The 5,343-nt window shown below is 37.4% G+C and carries 3 protein-coding genes, 5 tRNA genes, 1 rRNA gene and 2 pseudogenes; 2 read left to right on the top strand and 9 right to left on the bottom strand.

Features of this window, described 5'->3' with window-relative positions; genetic code table 11:
- The 5 genes and pseudogenes from OOA_RS20540 to OOA_RS19405 all read right to left on the bottom strand — a co-directional run.
- Nucleotides 1-69, bottom strand: a pseudogene (locus OOA_RS20540) (GTP-binding protein); the annotation flags it as partial.
- 119 nt (nucleotides 70-188) lie between these two features.
- A tRNA-Thr gene (locus OOA_RS19420) sits at nucleotides 189-264 on the bottom strand.
- Nucleotides 265-270: 6 nt separating this feature from the next.
- Nucleotides 271-345, bottom strand: a tRNA-Gly gene (locus OOA_RS19415).
- A gap of 80 nt (nucleotides 346-425) precedes the next feature.
- Nucleotides 426-510, bottom strand: a tRNA-Tyr gene (locus OOA_RS19410).
- A gap of 16 nt (nucleotides 511-526) precedes the next feature.
- Nucleotides 527-602: transfer RNA gene (locus OOA_RS19405), tRNA-Thr, on the bottom strand.
- Nucleotides 603-1,040: 438 nt separating this feature from the next.
- Here OOA_RS19405 and coaA point away from each other — a divergent pair.
- Nucleotides 1,041-1,991 carry a type I pantothenate kinase gene (coaA, locus tag OOA_RS19400; protein ID WP_008913876.1) on the top strand — a complete coding sequence of 317 codons (951 nt, stop codon included), beginning with the start codon at nucleotides 1,041-1,043 and terminating at the stop codon, nucleotides 1,989-1,991.
- Nucleotides 1,992-2,026: 35 nt separating this feature from the next.
- Here the strand turns inward: coaA and birA are convergent, their stop codons facing one another.
- Nucleotides 2,027-3,004: a bifunctional biotin--[acetyl-CoA-carboxylase] ligase/biotin operon repressor BirA gene (gene birA, locus OOA_RS19395; protein WP_008913875.1), complete on the bottom strand. Its 978-nt coding sequence runs from the start codon at nucleotides 3,002-3,004 to the stop codon at nucleotides 2,027-2,029.
- Nucleotides 3,001-4,035, bottom strand: coding sequence for a UDP-N-acetylmuramate dehydrogenase (gene murB, locus OOA_RS19390; RefSeq protein ID WP_008913874.1), 1,035 nt, complete (start codon nucleotides 4,033-4,035; stop codon nucleotides 3,001-3,003). Before murB ends, birA begins: the two co-directional genes overlap by 4 nt.
- A gap of 154 nt (nucleotides 4,036-4,189) precedes the next feature.
- Between murB and OOA_RS20385 the strand changes: the two are divergent.
- Nucleotides 4,190-4,849: pseudogene (locus OOA_RS20385) on the top strand (IS982 family transposase); the annotation flags it as partial.
- 231 nt (nucleotides 4,850-5,080) lie between these two features.
- Here the strand turns inward: OOA_RS20385 and rrf are convergent.
- Nucleotides 5,081-5,196 (bottom strand): 5S ribosomal RNA (rrf, locus tag OOA_RS19380).
- A gap of 26 nt (nucleotides 5,197-5,222) precedes the next feature.
- A tRNA-Thr gene (locus tag OOA_RS19375) sits at nucleotides 5,223-5,298 on the bottom strand.
- Nucleotides 5,299-5,343 lie beyond the last annotated feature (45 nt).

Raw genomic sequence — 5,343 nt, 5'->3', positions numbered from 1 at the left:
GTGGTCAACGTGGCCGATTGTACCAACGTTAACGTGCGGTTTTGAACGTTCAAATTTTTCTTTAGACATTAGATTGTCCCTCTAAGACACGGAATCGGTGGTTACACCACATCAACCAAGCAGTTAAAATTATTTGCTTGTTTTTTACAGGAGACAAATCAGGGAGATATTTGAGAACATAAGGGAAGTGGTGCTGATAGGCAGATTCGAACTGCCGACCTCACCCTTACCAAGGGTGCGCTCTACCAACTGAGCTATATCAGCACATCTTGGAGCGGGCAGCGGGAATCGAACCCGCATCATCAGCTTGGAAGGCTGAGGTAATAGCCATTATACGATGCCCGCAATGAACTCGGCTACCTGAGTTATCAGCTGTTAAACTGTTTTCTAAATAGATTTATTTATATGAAAACTTATTTAGAGGATGGTGGTGGGAGAAGGATTCGAACCTTCGAAGTCGATGACGGCAGATTTACAGTCTGCTCCCTTTGGCCGCTTGGGTATCCCACCTATCCATATTTTTAATTGGTGCCGGCACCAAGAGTCGAACTCGGGACCTACTGATTACAAGTCAGTTGCTCTACCAACTGAGCTATGCCGGCATCAAGTGCTGCGCATTCTAGGAAGAGTGAGCGCATGTTGCAACAAAAAATTTTAATTTTTTGTTCGTTCGCTCATAAAATATACTTTTATTGCTATTTTGCTGTTTTTTTCGCTAAATTCAGCTTAAAACATCAACAGCCAAACACAACTATAATCTAGAAAAGTTTAATCCGTAAAGTGCTCTTTCTTCCTAAAATTATAAAATGTGAAGTAACCAAAAACTAAAAATGAATAATTTGTAATACTGCAGCAATACCTGAACGCTGTTTTTTTCAGCAATTAATTATATTTTTACAGCCTTTGTCAAAAAAAACACACATAAAATACAAAAAGAACTACGCCTACTTTCTTTCACTCGTTATGATGCAATTTAATTTTACGGATACGGGTGTTTAGGCAACCTGTCCAACCTGCATAAAATAGGCAGACGTTGGTTTATGAAACAGAATGAGAATTTTATTACTACGCCATATTTAGAGTTTGATAGAGAACATTGGGCAACACTGCGTGATTCCGTCCCATTGACATTAACATCTAATGAGCTTCTGGAGTTGAAAGGTATTAATGAAGAGCTCTCTATGGAAGATGTTATTGAGATCTATCTACCATTATCTCGTTTACTAAATTTCTATATAAGCTCGAATTTACGGCGCCAAGCTGTACTAGAGCAATTTTTAGGGACTAATGATGCTAAAGTTCCTTATATCATTGGTATTGCGGGTAGTGTAGCGGTGGGAAAAAGTACCACCGCTCGCTTGTTGCAAGCATTATTGACTCGCTGGCCTGAACATAGAAAAGTTGATTTGATTACGACTGATGGATTTTTATACCCTAACCAGGTACTAAAAGATCGTAATATCATGAAGAAAAAAGGTTTCCCACAATCCTATGATATGCGAAAACTCGTGAATTTTGTCTCACAGATTAAATCCGGTGCGCGTAATGTAGCCGCCCCCGTCTATTCGCACCTTACATATGATATTGTACCTGAACAACAACAAGTGATAGATCAGCCTGACATCTTGATTTTAGAAGGCTTAAACGTATTACAGAGCGATATGGACTACCCACATGACCCTCATCATGTCTTTGTATCGGATTTTGTCGATTTTTCTATCTATGTTGATGCTGCACCACAATTATTGAAGAAATGGTATGTTGGCCGCTTTTTAAAATTCCGCCAAGGTGCTTTTTCAGATCCGGATTCTTATTTTCATAATTATTCAAAATTAAGCGAAATAGAAGCTACTAATATTGCAAGCTCAATCTGGGATGAAATTAATGGTCTTAATTTAGAAGAAAATATTTTACCAACAAAAGAAAGAGCTAGCTTAATAATGACAAAGGGTGAAAAACATTCTATTCAAAATGTCAGAATAAGAAAATAAATTTATATGCCGGTAATAAAACCGGCTTTACTTTATTATTTCTCATTTGGCCTTAGTGATATTTCACCACCTATATAAGGAATAATATCACCGTTATCTTGTTCTAATAAAAGAGCACCTTGCTGATTAATCCCCTTTTCCACACCAGAAATAACATCATTACCAATCAATAACTTAACGCTCCTCCCCAAAAAGTTATCCAGTTCAAACCAACGATTAACAAATGGAGATAAACCTTCTTTTTCAAATAATGTTAACGCTTCTTTCAAGGCTTGAATAATATTAACGGAAAGTATATTTCGCTCAATACTTTCCACTTCATCAGCTAAAGATGCCCATTCTTGATTAATCGTATTTTCTATTTCAATATTATTTTTCCCCATACCAATATTTATTCCAACACCAATAATGATATGTGCCGCATCTCCAGTTTTCCCTGTTAATTCGACGAGAATTCCTGCTAATTTCTTATCATTAAGATAAAGGTCATTTGGCCATTTAACCTTTATTTTTCCTTTAGTTAATTTATTCAATGTTTCCGCTATGATTATACCGACAACTAAGCTAAGTCCTATCGCAGCGGCGGGTCCCTGATCAAGCTTCCAATACATTGATAAATACAAATTACAACCAAACGGCGAGATCCATTGCCGTCCTCGACGACCTCTACCTGCACTTTGATACTCAGCTAAGCATGTATCACCAGATGAAAGATGAGGTATTCGCTCTAGCATGTACTGATTTGTTGAGTCAATAACAGGTTCAACAATGATATCGTTGTCCTTGATATATTTTTTAATTAGCTCAACATTTAGCAAGTTTATTGGATAAGGCAATTTATAGCCTTTCCCTGTGATTGTTTGTACCTCAATTCCCCATGAGCGTACCGTTTTTATATGCTTATTAATTCCGGCACGTGTCATCCCTAATGTATCACCTAATTGCTGCCCTGAATGAACCTGTGCATCTGATAAAATACTTATTAGCTGTAAAGGAATACTCACTTCTTTCATAAAATACAGTCCATCGGATTAATTTCGCCATGTTTACCAATAAATCTGACTTCAGGCTCAAGCCAAATATCAAAATGCTCATACACCGTTTGACTAACATACCTTGCTAAGTTGACCACATCACGCCCTGTGGCTTGATTCTTGTTAATTAGTACTAAAGCTTGCTCTGTATGTACTGCAGCTCCACCTAGCTCATAACCTTTCAATCCACATTGTTCAATTAACCAGCCTGCGGCAAGCTTCACCGTACCATCCTCTTGAGGGTATTGTGGGCACATTGAGTGATTTTGTTTTATTCGTAATGCCTTTTCTTCTGAAATAATAGGGTTTTTAAAAAAACTTCCAACATTCCCTATAATCATTGGATCAGGTAATTTTTTGCTGCGTGTATTGCACACTAAATTAAAAACTTGCTGTGGAGTCACTGTCGCAGGATCGAGTTGAGTAAGATCGCCATATGTTAATCTTGGTGACCATTGCTTAGATAATTTGAAACCGACACTAACAATGATATGAGTATGTTGATATTCGTGTTTAAAGATACTATCACGATAACTAAAACGACATTCTTTAGCCTGTACTCTTATTACATCTCCCGTATCCAAGCTAAGGATATCAACATATTCACATATGTCTTTCAGCTCTAATCCATAAGCCCCAATATTTTGAATTGGTGCTGAACCTACATAACCTGGTATCAATGCTAAATTTTCAACCCCATAAATTCCTTTGCTCATCAATAGGTTGATAAATTGATGCCAATTCTCACCAGCTGCTGCATTAATATACCAGTATTCAGCGGTCTCAACGACTTCTACACCTTTAATACGATTTAAAATGACTACACCATCAAAATCTTCAATGAATAAAACATTGCTACCTCCTCCAAGGATCAAAACAGGTAGTTGATGATTTTTTGCTTCTAACCATTGTTGGTAAAGGGATTTCACTGATTCAGCAATACATACTGACTTTGCTTTCGCTTCAATAGCGAATGTATTAAAAGGTTTTAATTCAAGGAATGAGTTCATTGCAGCCTTCAGTACATAATAAACTAAGATTTGATAAGTCTATCAGGCACTCTCGTTAGAGAATAGCGAGAATATTTAAATAACCTGAACTCGGGATAAGAGAAATAAAAAAGAAAGGAACTAAACGTGGGTTCCGTGATCAGATCTTTCGATCAAAAAAGATTTTCCAAATTTATTCAGTTATGCCCGTATTCTTAAAGTCATGCCTACGGTTTTAATTCCATTAAGCTCTTTTTTTACATACGTAAAAGGCCAGCCAACGGGCATTGAATTTATTGATTCAACGAGTCTAAAAGTATGCCATAACATGCGGATACCTAAGCATAAAGTTTTTAAAGGTACGGCAGCGAGAGGAAAAAGGACAATGGGTTGGTTTTATGGATTTAAATTACGTTTAATCGTGAACCATCTGGGTGAAATTGTCACGGCTAAGCTAACTCCCGCAAATATTGATGATAGAACGTCAGTTCGAGGCTTATCAAAAGGACTTTTCAATAAATTGTAGGCAGATAAAGGTTATATTCGCAGAGCATTGACCGAAAATTTAAAACTGGATGGAATAACATTAATTACAGGTCAGCGTAAAAATATGAAACCAAAATTGTTAGCGGCTTGGGATAGGGCAATGTTATCTAAACTATTTATTATCGAAACAATTAATGACCAGTTACAAAACATCACCCAAATTGAGCATTCGCGTCACAGAGGTTTGCGCGGACTTATACCAAACTCACAGGGCAGTTTGGTATTTTATTGCATGAAACAAAATAAAACATCACTGAAACTATCAAATACCGAAAAAGCAGGACCTTGAGTTATGGCTTAAACCGATCTCAGGTTAAATAATAAAATAACCTATGAAACAAAAAACATTTAAGTTAAGAGCGCTACTTGAAGGGGAAAATATTGTTTCATTTATACGTTTTACTAACTAGATGTAGAGTACAAGGGGTTTAATGAGGATATAAGGAAGGAATGATATTTTGAGTATTGCTATCTATTAAATAGCAAAAAGCCACCCTAAGGTGGCTTCTTTATATTTAAAACCTAGCAGTTCCCTACTCTCACATGGGGAGACCCCACACTACCATCGGCGCTACGGCGTTTCACTACTGAGTTCGGCATGGGGTCAGGTGGGACCACCGCGCTATTGCCGCTAGGTAAATTCTTTAAAATACTGTAATTCATGGTGCTGATACCCAGATTCGAACTGGGGACCTCACCCTTACCAAGGGTGTGCTCTACCAACTGAGCCATATCAGCAATATGGTGCGGTCAGTCAGTACTGACACAACCTTTAAATTTTGA

Source organism: Providencia burhodogranariea DSM 19968, assembly GCF_000314855.2.
Classification (GTDB): Bacteria; Pseudomonadota; Gammaproteobacteria; order Enterobacterales; family Enterobacteriaceae; genus Providencia; species Providencia burhodogranariea.
The sequence above is the reverse complement of the archived record's forward strand: the minus strand, read 5'-3'. Positions and strand labels throughout refer to the sequence as shown.

What these genes read in the sequence shown, in the direction of transcription:
- coaA (WP_008913876.1), top strand. Translation starts at nt 1,041, where the DNA reads ATGAAACAGAATGAGAATTTTATTACTACGCCATATTTAGAGTTTGAT.
- birA (WP_008913875.1), bottom strand. Translation starts at nt 3,004, where the DNA reads ATGAAAGAAGTGAGTATTCCTTTACAGCTAATAAGTATTTTATCAGAT.
- murB (WP_008913874.1), bottom strand. Translation starts at nt 4,035, where the DNA reads ATGAACTCATTCCTTGAATTAAAACCTTTTAATACATTCGCTATTGAA.